The organism is Oceanimonas doudoroffii, assembly GCF_002242685.1.
GTDB lineage: Bacteria > Pseudomonadota > Gammaproteobacteria > Enterobacterales > Aeromonadaceae > Oceanimonas > Oceanimonas doudoroffii.
In genome coordinates, this window is record NZ_NBIM01000006.1 from 113,007 (window position 1) to 131,474 (window position 18,468).

19 protein-coding genes are annotated in these 18,468 nt (G+C 62.2%); 6 read left to right on the forward strand and 13 right to left on the reverse strand.

The genetic code is table 11. The annotated features are described in order from the left end of the window. Window positions 1-29: 29 nt before the first annotated feature. The 11 genes from B6S08_RS14825 to B6S08_RS14875 all read right to left on the reverse strand — a co-directional run bounded on the left by B6S08_RS14825 (window position 30) and on the right by B6S08_RS14875 (window position 9,175). Window positions 30-212 (reverse strand): anti-sigma factor family protein, encoded by a 183-nt coding sequence (locus tag B6S08_RS14825; RefSeq protein ID WP_094201586.1) that lies wholly within the window; start codon window positions 210-212, stop codon window positions 30-32. Further along, window positions 206-793: an RNA polymerase factor sigma-70 gene (locus B6S08_RS14830; protein ID WP_094201587.1), complete on the reverse strand. Its 588-nt coding sequence runs from the start codon at window positions 791-793 to the stop codon at window positions 206-208. Before B6S08_RS14830 ends, B6S08_RS14825 begins: the two co-directional genes overlap by 7 nt. A 37-nt stretch (window positions 794-830) precedes the next feature. Then, window positions 831-1,313, reverse strand: a complete 483-nt coding sequence (locus tag B6S08_RS14835) for a DoxX family protein (protein ID WP_094201588.1) — start codon at window positions 1,311-1,313, stop codon at window positions 831-833. Beyond that, window positions 1,310-2,071 (reverse strand): HvfC/BufC N-terminal domain-containing protein, encoded by a 762-nt coding sequence (locus B6S08_RS14840; protein ID WP_094201589.1) that lies wholly within the window; start codon window positions 2,069-2,071, stop codon window positions 1,310-1,312. The genes B6S08_RS14835 and B6S08_RS14840 overlap by 4 nt, the downstream gene beginning before the upstream one ends. Next, window positions 2,064-2,963 (reverse strand): MNIO family bufferin maturase, encoded by a 900-nt coding sequence (gene bufB, locus B6S08_RS14845; RefSeq protein WP_094201590.1) that lies wholly within the window; start codon window positions 2,961-2,963, stop codon window positions 2,064-2,066. The genes B6S08_RS14840 and bufB overlap by 8 nt, the downstream gene beginning before the upstream one ends. A 15-nt stretch (window positions 2,964-2,978) precedes the next feature. Beyond that, window positions 2,979-3,278 carry a BufA1 family periplasmic bufferin-type metallophore gene (locus B6S08_RS14850; protein ID WP_094201591.1) on the reverse strand — a complete coding sequence of 100 codons (300 nt, stop codon included), beginning with the start codon at window positions 3,276-3,278 and terminating at the stop codon, window positions 2,979-2,981. A 101-nt stretch (window positions 3,279-3,379) separates the two neighbouring features. Further along, entirely contained in the window at window positions 3,380-4,738 is a 1,359-nt protein-coding gene (locus B6S08_RS14855; RefSeq protein WP_094201592.1) for a hypothetical protein, read from the reverse strand. A 70-nt stretch (window positions 4,739-4,808) separates the two neighbouring features. Continuing rightward, complete coding sequence (locus tag B6S08_RS14860) at window positions 4,809-5,369, reverse strand: TetR/AcrR family transcriptional regulator (RefSeq protein WP_094201593.1); 561 nt, start codon at window positions 5,367-5,369, stop codon at window positions 4,809-4,811. 99 nt (window positions 5,370-5,468) lie between these two features. Next, window positions 5,469-6,464 carry a TAXI family TRAP transporter solute-binding subunit gene (locus B6S08_RS14865; protein ID WP_094201594.1) on the reverse strand — a complete coding sequence of 332 codons (996 nt, stop codon included), beginning with the start codon at window positions 6,462-6,464 and terminating at the stop codon, window positions 5,469-5,471. A 50-nt stretch (window positions 6,465-6,514) separates the two neighbouring features. Continuing rightward, window positions 6,515-6,964 (reverse strand): universal stress protein, encoded by a 450-nt coding sequence (locus B6S08_RS14870; protein ID WP_094201595.1) that lies wholly within the window; start codon window positions 6,962-6,964, stop codon window positions 6,515-6,517. Between the two features lie 9 nt (window positions 6,965-6,973). Next, on the reverse strand, window positions 6,974-9,175 hold the full coding sequence (locus B6S08_RS14875) for a TRAP transporter permease (protein WP_094201596.1): 2,202 nt from the start codon (window positions 9,173-9,175) through the stop codon (window positions 6,974-6,976). 502 nt (window positions 9,176-9,677) lie between these two features. Between B6S08_RS14875 and B6S08_RS14880 the strand changes: the two genes are divergently transcribed. Further along, complete coding sequence (locus B6S08_RS14880) at window positions 9,678-10,913, forward strand: MFS transporter (RefSeq protein WP_211284244.1); 1,236 nt, start codon at window positions 9,678-9,680, stop codon at window positions 10,911-10,913. A gap of 8 nt (window positions 10,914-10,921) precedes the next feature. On the opposite strand, the gene B6S08_RS14885 is transcribed toward B6S08_RS14880, so the two are convergent. Then, complete coding sequence (locus B6S08_RS14885; protein ID WP_094201598.1) at window positions 10,922-12,277, reverse strand: sigma-54-dependent transcriptional regulator; 1,356 nt, start codon at window positions 12,275-12,277, stop codon at window positions 10,922-10,924. Then, entirely contained in the window at window positions 12,274-14,103 is a 1,830-nt protein-coding gene (locus tag B6S08_RS14890; protein ID WP_094201639.1) for a sensor histidine kinase, read from the reverse strand. Before B6S08_RS14890 ends, B6S08_RS14885 begins: the two co-directional genes overlap by 4 nt. Window positions 14,104-14,214: 111 nt before the next feature. On the opposite strand from B6S08_RS14890, the gene B6S08_RS14895 reads away from it, so the two are divergent. From B6S08_RS14895 to B6S08_RS14915, 5 genes are all read left to right on the forward strand, one after another. Further along, a complete protein-coding gene (locus B6S08_RS14895; protein WP_094201599.1) occupies window positions 14,215-14,460 on the forward strand; it encodes a DUF2960 family protein in 246 nt (81 codons plus the stop codon). A gap of 275 nt (window positions 14,461-14,735) precedes the next feature. Next, window positions 14,736-16,418, forward strand: coding sequence for a carbon starvation CstA family protein (locus tag B6S08_RS14900; RefSeq protein ID WP_094201600.1), 1,683 nt, complete (start codon window positions 14,736-14,738; stop codon window positions 16,416-16,418). Continuing rightward, window positions 16,415-16,687, forward strand: coding sequence for a cory-CC-star protein (locus B6S08_RS14905; RefSeq protein ID WP_094201601.1), 273 nt, complete (start codon window positions 16,415-16,417; stop codon window positions 16,685-16,687). Before B6S08_RS14900 ends, B6S08_RS14905 begins: the two co-directional genes overlap by 4 nt. A 110-nt stretch (window positions 16,688-16,797) precedes the next feature. After that, window positions 16,798-17,796 (forward strand): ArsA family ATPase, encoded by a 999-nt coding sequence (locus tag B6S08_RS14910; protein ID WP_094201602.1) that lies wholly within the window; start codon window positions 16,798-16,800, stop codon window positions 17,794-17,796. Window positions 17,797-17,874: 78 nt separating this feature from the next. Continuing rightward, window positions 17,875-18,453 carry a cupin domain-containing protein gene (locus B6S08_RS14915; protein ID WP_094201603.1) on the forward strand — a complete coding sequence of 193 codons (579 nt, stop codon included), beginning with the start codon at window positions 17,875-17,877 and terminating at the stop codon, window positions 18,451-18,453. Window positions 18,454-18,468: the final 15 nt, after the last annotated feature.

Genomic DNA, 18,468 nt, shown 5'->3' on the forward strand with positions numbered 1-18,468 from the left:
TGGGCGGAACTCCTTTCGCCCACTCGCATCTATTTATCTTCGCGCTCGGTATAGGCGCGACAGAGCCGGCGTAACACCGGAAGTTGCCGTTGAAAGTTGTTGCAGGCGCTGCACATCAGGGTGTGCAGCCGTAGCGACAGTTTTTCCTGAGAAGTGAGCGGCCGTTCCTGGCTTTCGGACATCAGCCGGGTGGCTTGGCGGCATTTCAGCATGTGCAGTCTCCTTGCCGTTGCCAGCGGTTCTCCAGGCACTCACGCAGCCGCAACCGTGCCCGGTAAAGCAGTACATTGAGATTGCTGACGGTGAGCGTCAGCTCGGCGCAGATCTCCGGGCTTTCCAGCCCCACGAATTCCCGCATCATGAATGCCCGGCCCTGGCGGGCCGGCAGGCCGTCGAGGCAGGCCTCGAAAATGTGCCAGAAACGCTCGTCTTCTAGGCTGTCGTCGGGAGAACTCCAGCGCACCGGCCGCTCCTGTTTGTTCCAGTGGCCCCTCTGGTTGAACAGGGTTTCTTCAAATTGCTGATCGGCTTCGTTGTTCAGTTCGCTGACGGTGGTCAGGCGCTGACGTTTGCGGATCTGATCGGCAATCTTGTGCTTGAGAATGGCAAACACCCAGGTTTTGTAGGCGGAGCGACCGTTAAAGGAGTCGGCATAACGAAAGGCACCGAGCATGGCTTCCTGCACTGCGTCCTCCGCCAGATGGGAATCTTGCAGCTGCAGGGTGGCGAATTTCAGCATTTGCAGCCGCAGTTGTTCGTTCAGTTCAGGGGCAAACTCCGAGGGTGCAGCCATGACCGTCCTTTTCAGGGTCTTATGGTTTACCTGCAAGTTAATCACAATGCTTCCTCGTTAGCCAATGATCCAGCGACACCACGCCGGGGCCGCGGGCGATCAGCAGCAGCAGCACCGTGGCCCAGATGCCGTGCAGCGGCCAGGCGCCGGGGTAGACCAGCACCTGAATCACCAGGGTCATGCCCAGCAGTGCCAGCGCCGAAAACCGAGTGGCCAGTCCCAGCAACAGCAGCAGCGGAAACAGGTGTTCGGCGGTGGCCGCTAGCAGGGCGCCCAGCTCGGGGGAGATCAGCGGCAAGCGGTATTCTTCCCGAAACAGAAACACTGCCGACGGATTCAGACTTGGCCATCCCAGGCTGAACTCGCCGCTGACGATATCGAGGCTGAAGTTGTTCACCTTGGTCTGGCCCGAGCGCCAGAACACGGCGGCGATGGAAAACCGTCCCAGCAGGGCGATCAGGGTGTGGGGCAGGCGGTTGAGCAAGCCGCGCAGCCGGTAGCACTGTTGGGTCAGGCTCATAAGGCATCTCCTTGCGTAATAAATCCGGTCACGGCCCGCCATTCCAGCAGGCTCTGCAGCATGGTCGCGGGGTTGAAGTCTTCCTGCTGTTGCAGGCTGTGCTCCAGGGCGGTTCCCAGTGGTGCGCCCGCCCGCAGGCATTCAATAAAGGTGGCATCGGCGCCAGTGAGGCGCAGCAGCCTCACCGACAGGCCAATACGCAGCACCAGTACGTTTTCCGGCGTGGCGGTGCGAATGTCCTGCAGGCGGCCTTCGCCATGGTGGGCCAGCCAGATTGAAGCCACCGCAAAGGCCGAGCGCAACAGGGCGCAGGCGGGTGTCAGTTGCAACGCCTGGCGGGCCAGACGTTCCGGATCGGCCAGCAACGCCTGCAACCGGTCGGCGGCTACCGGCTCGGCGTCGGCGGCATGCTGCACCCGCTGCACCAGCAGCTCCAGTCGAGCCATGTCGGCCAGGCAAGGCACACTGGCGGCCGGGGCAAAGCCGTCAATAAAGTCGGGCAGGGTGACGCCATAGTCGGTCAGCAGCGGTGATGATGGCGGTGACTGTTCGATATAAATACCGGCCATGGCGTTGAAGAAGTCGTCGCCCACCAGTTGCCGGCACACCGGAAACTGGGCCGCCAGTGCCTCGGTGAGCGACACTCTGACATTGTTGCGGTAGACATTGAAGCGGGACCGGCCACCGGGGTGCCCGGTCAGGCTGGCGGGCACCGGTAGATCCGCATTGAGCAGGGCGCTGGCAAAGTCATCATGCATGGCGGTGCTCCTTGTTGCTGGCGTGGTGGTCGGCCTCGTGCAGCAGTCGGTGAATATGGCCGGTTTCCGCCAGCAACTCGTTCAGGGCGGGCACATTGTTGTCCCGTTCCAGCAGGGTGGGCAGGGGGCCGGTTCGTTCCAGCAACCCTTGATACAGTGCCCATACCGGCTCGGCCACCGGGCTGCCATGATGGTCGATTAACAGGGCGGCGCCGCTGTCATCGGCCTGCTCGTCAAAACCGGCCAGGTGCACCTCACCCACCTGGTCCAGGGGCAGGGCAGCGATATAGTCTTGTGCATCAAGCCGGTGGTTAACTGCCGTGATATAAACGTTGTTTACATCCAGCAGCAGGCCGCAGCCGCTGCGGCGTACGGCCTCGCGAATAAAGTCGGCCTCCATGAGGCTGGATTTGGAAAAGCGCACATAGGTGGCGGGATTTTCCAGCATAATGGGGCGGCCCAGCACCTGCTGCACCCGGTCGATGTGATCGCACAGCCGCTGCAGGCTGGCGGGAGTGTAGGGCAGAGGCAGCAGATCGTTGAGAAAACGGCCGCCGTGCCCGGCCCAGGCCAGGTGCTCCGACACCGCCTCGGGTTGGTAGCGCTGCACCAGCCGGGCCAGCCGGGCCAGGTGATCTTCGTCGAGCGGTTCCATGCCCCCCAGCGACAGCCCCACACCATGCACCGACAGCGCATAGTGTTCACGAATGCGGCTCAGGTAATGATGGCGAGGGCCGCCATCCACCATAAAATTTTCTGCGTGAATTTCCACAAAGCCCAGAGAAGGGCGTGTGGTCAGTATCTCTTCGGCGTGCTGCAGCTTAAGCCCCAGTCCCGCCGTGGCTGGCAAGCGGGAGGCACCAGTGCCGGCACGATAAGGGTGATGGTCCATGGTGCCTCCTCGGGATCAGGCGCCGACTTCTTCAAACGCTTCCAGCTGACCCTTGCCGGTGGGCGAGGTGGGGGAATCGGTTTCCAGGCAGGTGCCGGCGGGAACCAGTTTCCAGGCATTGCCCTGATGGTCGGTTTTTGAAGTACCGGCGCAGGAGGTACCCGGGCCGGCGGCGCAGTCATTCTGGCCGGCGAGGGCAACGCCGTAGCATTTTTCCATGTCGCCGGAATGGTTGTCTGCCATGGCGGGGGCGGAAGCGGCCAGGGCGGTACCCAGGGCAAAGGCAAGGGCGGTGGCAGTGTTGGCTTTGGTCATGATGAATATCCTTCTGTTAAGTCCATTTGTTAAGGAAAGCCCGGCATTTGCCGTCTTTCACTATCTTGGTCTGGTTCATCGAAGGCGTTATTACAACTTTTTTATGCTTTTTTCTTCTGGGGGATTTCTTCCACCTCCACGATTTTGGAGCGACTCACCACCACCTTCCAGCGTTGCAGCACCGGCGGCTTCAGGCCCTGCACCTCGCGGGTGATCAGGTTGAACAGGTAGCGCCGTTCCACCGGCTGGCGTGACACCTGATTTTCCTTCAGCTGGTAAACATGATGGGAGCCTTTTTCCATCAGCCGGGCCAGCATGGTCAGATCCAGCTGCAGGCTTTCCCGGGTCTGCTCATAGCCGGTCAGGAAGCGGGTGGGCAACATGCGCGAGTGACTGCCGTAGTGCAACACCACTTCTTCCCGCTGGCTGACGTTGGCCCGACGAGCGGCGCGCACCTCGGCGGGCACGCGGTACGGGCGCTGATAGTCGAACCATTCCAGCTGGCGCCCCACCAGCTGGGTGCTGTGCACATCAAAGTATTGTCGCCGCCATTTGGGACGGCCCCGGCGCAGCCAGCGCCACAGGGTATTGCGCAGGTCATCCTTGAACAGCTCGCGCAGGGCGTAGAGCACCGCCAGGGCGAGGATCACCATCATGGACAGGCCGCCCAGGGTTTCGCGCACCTCGTAGGCGGCCAGCGACACCGTGGTCATCACCACGGCGGTGACCACCGCCTTGAGCAGTTTCTGTTCGCCACCCCCCAGCTCCCGCGTGCGCTCCTTGAGGGTGACCGGATATTCGATCAACCGGCGCAGCAGCCGCATCTTGTTGGAGATGCGTGACAGCGAATCGCTGGCGTGGGCGGTATTGTACTTATTGTCGATGCGATGCTGGCGCTCAATGGCGCAGACCTCCAGCAGCAGCGACTTGACGGTCTTGTAGTCACCGTTGCGGGGCAGGTGGGCCACCAGCGACAACAACCGCTGCTCGGTAAACCAGGACACATAGTTGTCGATATTGGTGTAGTACTTGCGCAGGGTGTCGTCGTTCGGTACACGGCGGCGCAGCCGCCGCAGAATGTCCTGGGCCAGGGACACCACGGCTTCCACCTCTTCCTGGGACACGGCTTCCATGCGGTTGCGCAGATCGTGGCAGGACTGTTCCAGCCCCACCACATACTGGTAGCCGTACAGGCTGAGGCTGACCCGGTATTGTTCGGGGGTGAGCTTGCCCCGTTCCGCCAGCCGGCTGTGCACCAGGGGCAGGTGGGGGCGATCGCTGAAGTAGGTGCGGGTGCTGTGTATGGCGTTGTGATAGAAGCCGTCTTCCGGCAGCACCTGGCTGTTGAGGCCCAGCTCGCCGGGCACGAACAGGTAGAGATCGAGTCGGTGCTCGGTGGCCTCGCGCAAAATGCGCGACAGCTTGAGTGAATGGCCGTCCTTGCGTTCAGCGGTGATCACGTAATATCGCTTTACCAGTTAAAACAGGATGTTGTGATTATGCAACGGCCGCGGCGGCGGGCTCAAAAGTTTATTGCAGCAGCCGGCCGGCGCGACCGAGCAGGCCGTGCACCAGGGTGCGAGTGGTGTTGAGGTTGTCGCCGGCGTCCACCACAAAGCTGGCCACCGCGGTCAGGTAGATGGCGGTGAGGGTGACTTCGGCGGCGCTGCGGCGCAGGCCGGTGGCCTGCCAGTCGGCGGCTTCCAACAGCCATTGCACGGTGCGGCTGATGCGGGTAATGCCGTGGGCCTGCAGGTGAACATGGCCGGGCTCCAGCTTGTAGCCGAGCATCTCCTTGACCAGCGGGCGATAGGGAGCCAGGTAATCGAGCCAGACCATGATGCCGGTGAGCAGCCGCTCACGCATGGGCTCTTGCGGGTCCATCGGCAGGCTCAGCAGGGCATCGTCGGCCCGGTCAAACAGGGCCTCGGCCAGCGAGTCCCGTGAGCGAAAGTGCCGGCTCAGCTCCGCCAGGGTCAGCTCCCGGGCCTCGGCCAGCTCGCGCAGGCTGAAACCGTGCCAGCCCCGGTGCAGGGCCAGGTGCAGGGCGGTATCGAGAATGGCATCCCGTTCGATGCTGAGGTGGGTCATGGTGAGCTCCGGCTGCAAGGCTGTTGTTCAGTATAGAAGGCGGGGCAAAACAAAACGGGCCCTCATGGACCCGTTGTTATCATCACGATGCGCCGCAGGTTACTGCTGCTGGTCGGTCAGGGTTTTGCCCTGCTCGGTCCAGAACGCCTTGGCGCCATCGTGCAGCGGGGTCACGATGCCCAGGGTGCCGGAGTCGATACTCATGGCAGAGGCCGCCTGAGACACCGAGCGCATAAAGGTCAGGCCTTCCTCGGAATAGATTTGCTTCAGGCTGTCGGCCACCCGGTCGGCAGACAGATGACGGCCGGCCACCCAGAGGGCGGAGTCCTGCACCGTGACCACATCGTAGTCCACGCCCGGATAGGTGCCGGCGGGAATGGTGACTTCGGCGTAGTAGGGGTGATCCTGGAACAGGGTGCCTTGACTGGCGGCCTCATGCACCTGCAGCAGGCGAATGTCGTTGCTGGAGGCGGCCTGGATCACCGAGGCGTTGGGAAAGCCGGCAAAGACCCAGAGGGCATCAATCTGGCGGTCGCCCAGGGCCGAGGCGCCCTGGTTGTAGCCGATGTACTGGGGGGTGATGTTGTCCCACAGCCCCACGCTTTCAAAGAAGCGTTGGGCCGAGGCGGCGGCACCGGAGCCCGCCGGGCCCACGGCCACGTTTTTGCCTTCCAGCTGGGACACCTCGGTAATGCCGGAGCCATCAAGCACAATCAGGTGGGCCGGGGCACCATAGAGGTAGGACACTGCCTTGGCGTTGCGGTATTTGCGCGTGTCATTGGTCAGCTTGCCGCTCAGGCCCAGATACATGTCGCCGGAATAGACAATGCCGAAGTCGGCATCCCGGGAGTTGACCCGACGCAGGTTTTCCACCGAACCGGCCGAGGCCATGTTGGACACATCCACGCCGTCCATGGTGCGTGACAGCCGAGTGGAAATGCCGTTGGAGAAATACTGAAAGGTGCCGCCGTCGGGGCCGCCGGAAAAAGCCAGGCGTTCGGTCTGGGCCTGGGCCGCACCGGCGCCCAGGGTGGTGGCGGTGGCCACGGCCAGGGTGGTCAGTACGCGAAAGGTCTTGGTTGCATGTTTAACCATGTTGGTTTCCTCGTTGTCGTTGCGTTTGTTGTCTTCCGGTGAATGCGGTGTCAGTCACGTTCGGGCACGGTGAGCACCGGCACGGTGGACTGGCGAATGACCCGCTCGGCGGTGGAGCCGAGCAGCAGTTTCCTTACCCCACGTCGGCCGTGGGTGCCGAGCACGATGAGATCGGCCTTGAGCGCCGCTGCCCGGGCCAGAATTTCGTCGGCGCCATGGCCCTGGCTCAGCTCCGAAGTCAGCTCGCCCTGAAAGCCACCGAACTGCCGCTCCTTGAAGTCGTGCAGGTCGGTCATGGCCTGGGTTTTGACCTCCTTGGTAAAGGCGTCCACCACGCTGGCGGGAATGCCGCGGCGGTGCCGGTCATCCAGCCCGGTGATCACGTGCAACAGGTGCAGCCGGGCACTGTGCGCCGAGGCCAGTTCCTGCGCCAGAGATGCCGCCTCGGCGGCACCCTCGGAAAAGTCGGTGGCGTACAGGATGAGGTTGATCCGGGACATGAGGCCTCCTTAGTGGGCATTGGAATGGTTAACGGCGGTGCTGGTGTCGCCTTCACGCTGCAGCCACCACACCAGGGCCACCAGACCCAGGCCACCGATGTCGGAAGCAAAGGTGGGCCAGTACAGCAACAGGGTGCCGGCGCCCAGCAGCAACCACTCGTGCACGCGGGTCTTGCGGCGCAGATAACCCATGGCAAAGGCGCCAAAGGCCAGGGTGCCCAGGGTGGCGGAGACAAAGGCGGTGATGATTTCCATCAGGGTGCCGTCCAGCAGCATGGCCGGAACATAGGCAAACAGCAGCGGCATCACATAGAGCATTTTGGCGAACTTGAACGAGGTCCAGCCGGTCTTCCACGGGTCCGAGCCGGCAATGGCGGCACCGGCGTAGGCGGCCACGCACACCGGCGGCGTGATATTGGAGTCCTGAGACAGCCAGTACACGATCATGTGGGCGGCAATGGCCGACACACCAAACTCGCCTAGGGCCGGCACCGCCAGCACGGCCACGATCAGGTAGGCGGCGGTCACCGGCACGCCCATGCCCAGCACCAGCGAGGCGATGGCCACCAGCACCAGGGCCAGCAGCAGGCTGTCGCCGGCCATGGAGATGATCAGATCCGAGAACTTGAGGCCCATGCCGGTGAGGGAGATGGTGCCCACAATGACGCCGATAACCCCTATGGTGGCGCCCACGATCAGGGTGTTGCGCGCGCCCACCTGAATGGCTTCCCAGATTTGCTTCGGTCCCATGCGGGTTTCCTTGCTGACCCAGCTCACCGCAATGCACGACAGCGTGGCCCAGAAGGCGGAGTTGCCGGCGGAGCGGCCGGTGAGCAGCAGCACGGTAATGATCACCAGCGGCAGGGCGTAGTACCAGCCCCCCTTGAACACGGTTTTCCAGTGCGGAATTTCCTCACCCTGCACGCCCACCAGGCCGTGCTTCTTGGCCTCGAAATGCACCATGCAGTACACCGCCAGGAAGTACAGAATGGCCGGACCAATGGACAGAATCATGATGGTGGAGTACGGGGTGCCGGTGAGCTCGGCCATCAGGAAGCCGCCCGCGCCCATGATGGGGGGCAGGAACATGCCGCCGATGGAGGCTGCGGGCTCAATGGCGCCGGCCACGTGGGGCTTGAAACCGGCCCGTTTCATCATGGGGATGGTAAAGGCACCGGAAGAAACGGTGTTGGCGATGGCGGAGCCGGACACGGATCCGAACAGGGCAGAAGAGATCACCGCCACCTTGGCCGGGCCGCCGGTGGAGCGGCCGGCCAGCGCCAGGGGCAGATCGATAAAGAACTTGCCGGCACCGGATTTCTGCAAAAAGGCGCCAAAGAAGATAAACAGGATCACATAGGTGGCCAGCACGTTGGCCATGACCCCGAACACGCCGTTGGTGGTCAGGAACAGGGCGGTGGCCAGGCGTTCAAAGCGAAAGCCCCGGTGGGCAAACAGCTCGGGCAGGTAAGGGCCGAACAGGGCAAAGGCGATCATGCCCACACCGATCAGGGTGATGGACCAGCCCAGCACCCGGCGGCAGATTTCCAGGGACAACAGCAGGCCGACCACGCTCACCAGCATGTCTACCTCGTTCTCGGCCCCGGCCCGGTAATTGAGCGCCTCGAACTGGCTGATCCAGTAGAGCACGGTACCCGCCACCATCAGCGCCAGCACCACGTCGCTGGCGGTGGGGCTGTTACCGTTGCGCCGGCTCAGCCACTGATCCAGCGGAATCATCAGGGCGGCAAAGGGCAGCACCAGGGCCAGCACATAGTGCAGCCGGTCGAGATCCTGTTCCAGCGCCAGGCTCAGGCCGTCGTATTCCCAGGTTTCCTGAAACAGGGAAAGCTGCTGGTAAAAGGCGGTGGGCGAGTCATAAATCACGAAGCACCCGGCCAGCAGCGCCAGCAGGGCGGCGCTGACCACCGACAGGCCGGCATGGGCGGTGCGGCCGCCGGCGGGATAAAGCAGAAACACCAGTACAAAGGTGATCAGCACATAAATGCCGAGATGATACTGAGTACTGAGCGCGGCCACGCCGGCGCCGTAGAAGTAGAGGGCGACCATGGTGGCGGCCAGCGCCGCCACCAGCCAGGCCCAGGGCCCGGTGAGCTTGCGCTCGGTCTTGGCATCCTTTTCCATCAGCTCCTTGAGCTTTTTCTGCTCTTCGGGGCTGAGTGCGTCGAGCTGTTGTTGTTGCTGTGACATTCCTTAACCTCGTTTTTCCATCGGCCGCCAACAAGCCGCCGTTTTCGTTAACATCCTATTAGCAAAAGCCAGGCCAACTTTGGTGCATGCCGGCGACAGCCGCACCAAAAGGGAGCCTGGGCAGAAGTGGGACAAGTACAGGACCATGCATGGACGCGGATAATGGGTGGAAACCCACCCATTCGTGGCCGGTGATGGGCGGGTTTTCACCCATTAGTCAAAAACGCCGGGGCAGCAGGCCGTGCATAAGCGCGAGTAAGCCGGCCTTGGCTCCTTAACCCGAGCCTCATTTGGCAAAAAGCGTCTTGTGTGGTGGGCAGGAGCACCGTTTTTACGGGGATGACGGGGCTTTTCTCTTCGGTTATCTTCGCGAAGTTCAAAACAGGGGGAGGGGCTGTGGCGGGAGGAATGGCTCTGAACCTCAGGCCTCTTAATGGGCATATGGGGGGAATTCCACCCATCGTTCTTTTGTTCTGTTCAATCGACTCAATGGGAGCATGGCTTGACCTTAACGGTGAATGACGGCGCAGTAAGGCGATTCCTGCTCAAGGGGATGGGGCCTGTTGCCACCATTGCCCTGGCCCAGCTGCTGGGAACCGCCTTGTGGTTCAGTGCCAACGGCACATCCGACGATTTAATAGCGAGTTGGGGGGTCGGTGCCTCAGACATTGGCTGGCTAACCAGTGCCGTTCAGCTGGGCTTTATTCTTGGCACCCTGGTTATCTCCATGAGCGGTGGGGCGGATCGGTTCAGGGCCAGCTCGATTTTTATGGGCAGCGCCGTCGCCGGCGCCCTGTTTAACCTGGGGTTTGCCTGGCTGTCCGAGGGCCTGTTAAGCGGCATGCTGTTCAGATTTGGCGTAGGCATTTGCCTTGCCGGCATCTACCCGATGGGCATGAAGCTGCTCGTGGGTTGGGCACCCGCTCGAACCGGGCTGGCGCTGGCGCAGCTGGTGGCCATGCTGACACTGGGCACGGCGCTGCCTCATGCAATGCGGGTGATGGGCGCCGATCTGCCCTGGCAGCTGGTGATCACTGCCTCGTCCGTGACCGCGGTGCTTGGCGCCTGGCTGGTTGGCTCCCTGGGTGACGGGCCCCATGCGGCCGTTGCAACCGGCCGGCCGAGTGGCGCCGATACTCGGCCGCCTTCCATTTTGCACGCGTTTCGGCACGGCCCGTTCCGGGCTGCGACCCTGGGCTATTTTGGCCATATGTGGGAGCTGTACGCCTTCTGGACCCTGGTGCCCCTGATTGTCGCCCGCACTTCCCTGGCGTCGCACTTTCCCGGGCTGGGGGTGTCCGGACTGTCTTTTGCCATTATCGCCGTTGGCGCATTGGGTTCGCTGTGCGGCGGCTTGCTGTCCCTGCGTGCGGGCAGCGCCAGGGTCGCCCTGGGGGCGCTGGCCATGTCCGGGCTTTGCGGGTTGGTCTTCGTGCTTGGCTGGCGCGACCTGCAGGCTGGCAGCCTGCTGTTGCTGCTGATGATCTGGGGCGCTTCCGTGGTGGCCGACTCGCCGCAGTTTTCTGCGCTGGCGGCCACATCCTGCCCGCCCGCATCCGTCGGCAGCGCGCTGGCCATTCAGAACTGCATTGGGTTTGCGATTACCGTGGTCTCCATTTCCGTCACCAGCAGCCTGTTTGAATACCTGGGGTTGGATGCCCTGTGGTTGTTGCTGCCCGGCCCGGTTATGGGCCTGGCGGGGTATGTGCTGACGGCCCGGACCACCGTTAACCGCTAGCGTCGGTGTCAGCCCTTGTAGTCATTTTTGTCGAGGCCGTGTTTTTTCATTTTGTCGTACAGGGTCTTGCGCGGCAGTTGCAGGCTTTCCTGAGTGTGCTTGATGGAGCCGCCGTGGCGGGCCAGCTCGGTCTGGATCAGGGTTTTTTCGAACTGATCGACCCGGGCGGCCAGGCTCTGGCCGGAAGCCGGGCTGTCGGGCCCGCTGTGGTCACCCAGATCAAAGGAGCAGGCCTCGCCCAGCAATACATAGCGTTCCGCCAGATTGCGCAGTTCCCGCACATTGCCCGGCCAGCTGTGGCTCAGAAGCTGATGCAGCCGCTCCGCCGACAGCGGTGGAATTTCCCGTTCGTACAGGGCCGAGGCCAGCAGGGCAAAGTGCTGAAACAGCATGGGAATGTCGTCGGGGCGGGCGCGCAGGGGGGGAATGTCGATGCGCACCACATTGAGCCGGTAATAGAGATCTTCCCTGAAATCGCCGGCATCGGCCAGGGCCCGCAGATCCGCCTTGGTGGCAGCCACAATACGAATGTCCAGCGGAATCAGCCGGTTGGAGCCAAGTCGTTCTATGGTGCGCTCTTCCAGCACCCGCAACAGCTTGATCTGCAGGCTCATGGGCATGCTCTCGATTTCGTCGAGAAACAGGGTGCCCCCCTGGGCGTGCTCCAGCTTGCCGATGCGCTTTTCCTTGGCGTCGGTAAAGGCACCCTTTTCGTGGCCGAACAGCTCGGATTCGATCAGGCTCTCGGGCATGCCGCCGCAGTTAATGGCCACAAAATTCTGTTCCCGGCGCGGGCTGTGCTCGTGAATGTAGCGGGCCAGCAGATCCTTGCCCGAGCCGGTTTCTCCCATCAGCAAAATGTCTGCCGGGCTGGACGCCACCGTCTGTACCAGCCGGCGCAGCTCCTGCACCGCCGGCGAGCCGCCGATAATGCGTGGCCCGGGGGCGCTCTGCGCCTGCAACTCCAGGCGCAGGCGGCGGTTGTCCAGGGTCAGGGCGCGTTTTTCCAGGGCCCGGTGCACCACGTCGAGCAGCAGATCCGATGAAAAGGGCTTTTCGATAAAGTCGTAGGCGCCGCTTTGAATGGCGCTCACCGCCATGGAGATATCGCCAAAGCCGGTGATCAGAATGACCGGAATGTCGGTATCGATGATCCTGATCCGCTCCAACAGTTCCAGGCCGGTGATGCCCGGCATATTGATGTCGGTAATCACGATGCCGGCAAAGTTCTCATCGAGCTGCGGCAGCGCCTTGTCGGCGCGGTCAAAGGCCTGCACCCGGTAATCTTCCAGCTCCAGGGTCTGGGCGGCGGAGCGCCGAATGGCATCGTCATCGTCGATAAGCAGAATATGGGGCGCGGTCATGCGGGCTCCTTGTGGGCGCGGGCAAGCACCAGGGTGAAGATGGCGCCGCCTTGCGGGTGGTTGGCGGCGGTCAGCTCGCCCCCCAGGCTTTGAACAATGCGGTGAGAGATGGACAGCCCCAGCCCGAGGCCGGTGGACTTGGTGGTGAAAAAGGGTTCAAAAATGTGCGCCAGGGCCTGTTCACTCAGGCCGGGGCCGTCATCGCGCACCCTGAGCGTCACCTGCCGTTCGCTGGCCTGCACATCAATGTCGATGCGGGGCGCGGGCTCATCGGCCATGGCCTGCAGGGCGTTGCCAATCAGGTTGACCAGCACCTGCTCGAGCCGGCCCAGATCACCGGCCACCATGAGCGAGTCATAGGTATTCGGCCAGTGCAGGCGGGCATGACGCTTTTCCAGTTCGCCGCCCATCAGCACCATGACGCCCTGACGCAACTGCGCCAGCCGGGTCTGCGCGCCGCCGGCATCGCGCTGGCGGGCGAATTCACGCAGCGGCTGCAAAATGGCGGCCATGCGTTCGGCCAGGCCGCCAATTTCCCGCAGGTTGCCGGCCACCGACTCGGTGCGCCCCCGCTCCAGCAGCTTGCGGCCGTTGTCGGCGAACTGGCGAATGGCGGTGAGTGGTTGGTTCAGCTCGTGGTTAATGCCCGCCGACAACTGACCCAGCACCGCCATTTTGGCGGCCTGCACCAGTTGATCCTGAGTCTGTCGGTGTTGCTCCACTTCCTGTTTAAGACGCTGGTTGCTGTCGGTCAGCTGCCGGGTACGCTGCTCCACCCGTCGTTCCAGTGCCTCGTGGGCCTGCTGCAGCTCACGCTCATGGCGCCGTTGCATGCGATGGCGGGCGCGCAGGAACAGCAACAGGGCGGCGATCGCCCAGAAACCGCCCAGCCCCATGACCAGGGTGCGGGCAATGCGGGTCTTGAGTGGGCTCAGGTTGGCCAGTACCGCCACCCGCATGCCGGCCTCCGGCACCAGTTCACTGACCAGCAGATAGTGACCGGCGGCCTGATTGCCATTCAGGGTCAGCAGCTGGTTGCCTCTGGCGGTGATCTCCCTGTTGTGCAGGGGCAGGGGGGTGATCTCGGCGTTTTCGTAACGGCGGCTGCCCTGAATACGGGCCAGCAGTTGCTGGTCCGGCACCAGGGCATTGCCCTGAGGCAGCAGTCGAAAGCGCCAGTGATGACGGGTGGAGATAAAGATGACGCCGTCTTCGTCCATCACCAGAATGTCCTGCAGGGCATCGTTCCAGCTGCCTTCAATATCTTCCAGATCCACCTTGACCACGGCCACGCCGATGATCTGGCCGTTTTGCCGCACCGGGGCGGAAAAGAAATACCCCCGCACTCGCGAAGTATTGCCGAGGGCGAAGTAGCGGCCCTGGCCGCCTTCCACGGCCTGCTGAAAATAGGGGCGAAAGCTGTAGTCGTTGCCGATAAAGGGATTGGGCTGATCCCAGTTGCTGGCCGCCAGGGTGATGCCGTTGCTGTCGATAAGGTAGCTGTCGGTGGCGCCCATGGTGCGGTTGACCCAGGCCAGATAGCGGTTGGCGGCGTCGACCTTTTGCGGGTTGTAAGGGTCGGCCAGCAGCGCCTTGAGCTGCTGCTGGGTGGCCAGCAGCCTGGGCAGATCCCGGTGCCGGGCCAGCTGGTGGCGCAGGTTGATGATATAGCGACTGAGGCTGGCCTCGGCGTTCTGGCGAATGTGTGCCAGCCCCTGATTCTGGGCATGAAAGAACAGCCCGGCGGTCACCAGCAGGGTGCCGGTCAGCAACAGCAACGGCAGGGCGATGCGGCGCAGGCGGGAGAGGGTGGCATGTTGACTCATGATGGCCGGCATTATGCGCCTTATGGACTCGAATTGGCGTGATGCCGCCCGCACTCTTGAGTGCGGGCGGGGTTTGCAGCGACAATGGCGCTTTTTACGGAGCCCTGCATCATGGCCTTTCGCATTCGTTACCACTACCGCAAGCAGCAAAAGGAAATCGGCTACGCCAACGACAAGCATCACAGCATTTATGATGCCATTGCCGCCGCCGAGGGGCTGAACCTGGCGGAGTTTCGCCGCATGGAAGATCAACTGGCGAATATCAGCCGCAACGATAAAAAAACCATGAAGGAATTTCGGGAAGAATATTTTCGCAAGCTGGGGGTTACCCAGATCAGCATTTTTCGGGAAGAATAATGCCGGTTTGATTGAGTCTGTGTATTACTCTTAATTTTCAGTAGTGACTGGTGATATAAACTGCCATTCCGCTTATTGAATGGTGGTTTTTATTGGGCGGGTTCGGTCATTCGCGCATTCATGATTTTGTCTTCTTTCGGTGTCATTTGAATTTGTTGTTACCGTATTGATTCTTCGTGGCTTTTCCTTTTAATTGGGGTTCGTTCAGGCCCCGGTTTGACGATACCGGAAATGCTAACAATGATAAGAAAAACTCTTTACGGGAGAGCGGGTAAATGAATGCCATATTCCTGATGTTGATCGGGCTGGGCGCCATGGCGCTTGGCTATTTCGTGTATTCGAAATTCGTGGCCGAAAAAATATTTCGGCTGGACCCGGGATTTCGTACCCCGGCTCACGAATTTGAAGACGGGGTGGATTATGTGCCCACCAACAAGTTCGTGCTCTGGGGTCACCACTTTACCTCGGTAGCCGGGGCCGCCCCCATAGTGGGGCCGGCCATCGCGGTGATCTGGGGCTGGGTGCCCGCCTTTTTGTGGGTGGTGTTCGGCACCATCTTCTTTGCCGGTGTGCACGATGCAGGGGCGATCTGGGCCAGTAATCGCAACAAGGCCAAATCGGTGGGGTCCCTCACCGGCGACGTGGTGGGCAAGCGCGCCCGCAGCATTTTCATGATCGTAATTTTCCTGGTGCTGCTGATGGTGAACGCCGTGTTCGCCGTGGTGATCGCCGGCCTGCTCACCCAGTTCCAGACCTCGGTGGTGCCGGTGTGGGGCGCCATCGTGGTAGCGCTGATCATCGGTCAGCTGATTTACCGCAAGATGATTGGCCTGCTCACCGTGTCCGTGGTGGGCGTGGTAGCGCTCTATGCCCTGATCTGGGTCGGCCCTTCCATGCCGCTGGCGCTGCCCGAGCTGTTTATGGGGCTGACCGACAAGGCCCAGTGGATCATTCTGCTGTTTGTCTACGCCGCCATCGCCTCGCTGCTGCCGGTGTGGATGCTGCTGCAGCCCCGGGATTACATCAACGGCCTGCAGCTGTTTGTGGGCCTGGGCCTGCTCTACGGTGCCGTGCTGCTGTCGGCCCCGGACGTGGTGGCGCCGGCGTTTAACGACAATGTGCCGGAAGGCACGCCCTCCATGATACCGCTGCTGTTTGTCACCATTGCCTGCGGCGCCATCTCCGGCTTTCACGGCCTGGTATCCTCCGGCACCACCTCCAAGCAGCTCGACAAGGAAACCGACCTGCGCTTTGTGGGTTATTTCGGCGCCATTGGTGAAGGCTGCCTGGCGCTGGCCGCCATCATCGCCGCCACCGCCGGTTTCGCCACCCTGGCCGACTGGCAGGCCATTTACAGCGGCTTTGGCCAGGGTGGTGTGGCCGCCTTTGTGCAGGGCGGCGCCAACATTCTGAGCAACGGCCTGGGCTTTGATATCGAGCTGTCGCAGACCATTCTCACCGTGATGGCGGTGCTGTTTGCCGGCACCACCATGGATACCGGCCTGCGCCTGCAGCGCTACATCTTTCAGGAGTGGGGCGTTATCTACAACATTAACTGGATGCAGAAGGCGGCCCCGGCCACCCTGTTGGCGGTGGCTTCATGCCTGTTGCTGGCCTTTGGCGCCGGCGGTGATGGCTCCGGCGGCCTGCTGATCTGGCCGCTGTTCGGTACCACCAACCAGCTGCTGGCGGGCCTGACCCTGCTGGTGATCACCGTGATGCTGGCGCGACTGGGCCGACCCATGCTGGTCACCCTGATCCCACTGCTGTTCCTGCTGGTGATGACGGTATTGGCGCTGCTTATTCAGCTCAAAGGCTTCTATGAGCAGGCCAACTGGTTCCTGTTTGGCCTGGATCTGGTGGTGCTGGCGGCGGCCATTCTGGTGGCCCTGGAATGCGGCTCTACCCTGAACCGGCTGCGCAGCGGCAAGGCCGAAGAGCTCGAGGACCAGTCGTGAAAATCAAGCGGGTTCTGGCCTGGATAAACCGGGCCAGCCAATATGCGGAAGAGGTATATAACGCGCCCTACCGGGCGGCCATTGCCCGGGCCCGGCGCGAAGAGGAGGACCTCTTTATGCTGCTGGTGTTCTCGGAAATGATGGGAGTGCCGAACCCGGCCTCCTATTACACCCTGGAGCTGCAGCCCTTGCTGCTGGAACGGTTTCACGACTGGCACAAGCGCATGGGCATGGAGCACTCGCCGCTGGATCACTTCCGCTGCTGCTGATTGAGTTGTCTTTTGATGTGCTGCGTAGGTTGGTGATGAGCGAAGCGAATCCCAACATTTCGCACACCGGGGCCGGCTTCAATGCCGGCCTTCCTGTCTGGAGAAATTACATGTTACTGACCGACAAGCGGGTGGTGCTGGTGGGCGGCAAGGGCGGCGTGGGCAAGACCACGGTGTCGTCGTCGCTGGCGCTGCTGGCGGCCCGCCGGGGCAAGCGTTGCCTGCTGGTGTCGACCGACCCGGCTCACAGCCTGGCCGACGCCTTTGGCCGGGACATTGGCGACACCATTACCCGGCTGGCGCCCAACCTCGACGGCCTGGAGCTGGATCCGGACCACGAGGTAGAGCAGCACCTGGCCCGGGTGCTGGCCCAGCTTAAACGCTTTACTCGGCCCGAAATGTACGGCGAGGTAGAGCGGCAGATGCGGCTCACCCGACAGTCGCCGGGGGCCCAGGAGGCGGCACTGCTGGAGCGCATGGCCCGAGTGATGGAAGGGGGGCTGCAAACCCACGACCTGGTGATCTTCGACACCGCTCCTACCGGCCACACCCTGCGCCTGCTCAGCCTGCCCGAGGCCATGGCGGCCTGGACTCAGGGCATGCTCAAGAGCAACCGACGGTCGGAAAAACTGGGCGAAGTGCTGGACCACCTGACCCCGGGCAAGGACGTGGACAGCCCCTTTGGCGACCCTCGGGCCCACGAAACCGCCGGCATGGACGAACGCACCAAATCCATTACCGATACCCTGCTGGCCCGTCAGCGACTGTTTCAGCGCACCCGCCGGCTGCTTACCGACAGTGAGCAGACCGCGCTGCTGTTTGTGTTGACGCCCGAAAAGCTGCCGATACTGGAAACCGGGCGGGCGGTGGCGGCGCTGCGGGAAGAAAAGCTGCCCCTGACCGGGCTGGTGGTGAATCGCATTTTGCCCGACGACGCCGACGGCGCCTTTCTGGCCCGGCGGCGCTCGCTGGAAAAAACACACCTGGCCGATATTGCTCGAATATTTGCGGATCTGTCCCGCTATCCGCTGTATCTTCAGCCCACCGACATTCAGGGGCTGGACGGCCTGAGCGACATGGCTACCCGGCTGGAGCAGGCCGGGCTCTGACCGGCACGGAATTGAATTTACAGCCTGTTTTGGCATTGGGTAAAATTTGCCGCCAGGTTTTTTGGTTTATGGAGCAACATGACAACAGCGAAGCAGGACGGCGACGACGCCAATGATGTGGGCGCCCGTCTCAAGGCGGTGCGCCTGATGCGCAATATTTCCCAGCGGGAGCTGGCCAAACGCACCGGCGTGACCCATTCCAGCCTGTCGCTGATTGAACAGGGCAAGGTCAGCCCTTCCGTGAGCTCCCTGAAGAAGATCCTCGACGGCATTCCCATGACGGTAGGGGAGTTTTTTACCCTGGATCTGCAAAACACCGATCAGATCTTTTTCAGCCCCGAGGAACTGCAGGACGTGGGCAGCGGCAATTTGTCCCTGAAACTGGTGGGCTACAACCGCAAGAACCGGGCCATGTCCTTTATTGTGGAAACCTATCCCCCCGGCGTGGATACCGGCCACGACATGATGGCCTACCATGGCGAGGAAGCCGGCGTGGTCATTGAAGGAGAAATTGAAATCACCATAGGTGCCCAGCACCGGTTGCTGAAGGCCGGCGACAGCTACTACTTCTCTACCACCCAGCCCCACCGTTTTCGCAACCTCAGCGATAAACCCTGCCGCATCGTCAGCTGCTCCACCCCGGCCAAGCATTTCTGACCGCGTGCAGGGGCA